Consider the following 1,500-nt stretch of genomic DNA (forward strand, 5'->3'; position numbering starts at 1 on the left):
GCGGCCGACCAGCGCGCCGAAGCGTCCGAGATGGCGCAGCGACGCGCGCAACGACTGCACTTCGTCGATCAGTTCGTAGGGACGGGGGATCCGCGCAAGCAGGCTGCGCAGGCGCGGAATGTTGATCGGCTTCAGCAGGTAGTCCCAGATGCCGTGACGCAGGCCCTCGATGGCGCTCTCGACCGTCGCATTGCCCGTCAGCACGATGACGGGCAGCGAGCCGTTCGGCTGTTGCTGCGGCAGGTGCTGGAGCAGGTCGAACCCGCTGCCGTCCGGCAGGTTCAGGTCGACGAGCACGACATCGGGAATCGAGCGGCCGAGCGCCGTGCGCGCTTCGGCGAGCGACGTGGCCGTGTCGACCGAGAAGCCGTCCGCGGCGAGCAGCGCGGTGAGACCGGACAGACTGTTGGGATCGTCTTCGACAATCAGGGCGTGTGGCATGGTGGACGCGAGTCGAGTCAAGAGAGGCGGGCTGTCGGTCATCTGGGCCGCAGCCGCATGTCAGATTAAAAACTGATTTTATGCCCCGCTGAACGCGTAACGAGCATTATTTCTCCGGCGCTATAAAACAGTTACCGATGATACAAATTGAATATCTTTACCGGTGGATTTTGTGCTTTACATGAGCCTTGCCCGCGCTCGCTTGTTGGCGCAAGACAAACAAAAAGCGCCCCGAAGGGCGCTTTGTTCGATGCGGGCATCGCTGGCGATTACGCGCGGCTGCGGTATTCGTTCGTGCGCGTATCGATTTCGATCTTGTCGCCGGTGTTGCAGAACAGCGGCACTTGCAGTTCGAAGCCCGTTGCGAGCTTGGCGTTCTTCAGCACCTTGCCCGACGACGTGTCGCCCTTGACTGCCGGTTCCGTGTAGGTGATCTCACGAACGAGGACCGTCGGCAGTTCGACCGAGATCGCCTTCTCGTTGTAGAACACGACTTCGCAAGCCATGCCGTCTTCGAGGTAGTTCAGCGCTTCGCCCATCATTTCGGCTTCGACTTCGAACTGGTTGTAGTCGGCGTCCATGAACACGTACATCGGGTCGGCGAAGTACGAATACGTCACTTCCTTGCGGTCGAGCACGACGACGTCGAACTTGTCGTCAGCCTTGTAGACCGCTTCCTGGCCTGCATTCGTCAGCAGGTTCTTCATCTTCATCTTGACGACGGCGGAGTTACGGCCCGACTTGTTGTATTCAGCCTTGGCGATGACCCATGCGTCGCTGCCGATCTGCACGACGTTGCCTACGCGGAGTTCCTGTGCGGTTTTCATAAAAAACTGTCCTGATCAAATCAAATAAATAGGTGCCTGAGCGTTGCACAACGGGTGAGGCGCCAAGCAGACGCGTTCCGGTGGGCGCCAAAAGCAAGCGCTTGCGTGGTCGGCCGTCGGATAACCGCTTATTTTAACTGAGATTTTGCGTATTCCGCCAGCTTTCCCGTGAGATCGCCGACGGCCGCGAGCGCATCGGCCCAGCGGGCCGCGTTGGCGTCCAGTGCGGCGC

The 1,500-nt window shown here is 60.0% G+C and carries 2 protein-coding genes; both read right to left on the bottom strand.

What is annotated here, in order from left to right:
• On the bottom strand, positions 1–441 hold a 441-nt coding region (locus FOZ70_RS37870), incomplete at its 3' end, for a response regulator (protein WP_219707922.1).
• Between the two features lie 269 nt (positions 442–710).
• Positions 711–1,268 carry an elongation factor P gene (gene efp / locus FOZ70_RS37875; protein WP_011351421.1) on the bottom strand — a complete coding sequence of 186 codons (558 nt, stop codon included), beginning with the start codon at positions 1,266–1,268 and terminating at the stop codon, positions 711–713.
• Positions 1,269–1,500 lie beyond the last annotated feature (232 nt).

The sequence above is a fragment of the Burkholderia sp. COPS genome (assembly GCF_019425585.1).
Classification (GTDB): domain Bacteria; phylum Pseudomonadota; class Gammaproteobacteria; order Burkholderiales; family Burkholderiaceae; genus Burkholderia; species Burkholderia cepacia.

Excerpts from the sequence above, each read along its gene's own strand:
- efp (WP_011351421.1), bottom strand. The coding sequence starts at position 1,268 with ATGAAAACCGCACAGGAACTCCGCGTAGGCAACGTCGTGCAGATCGGC.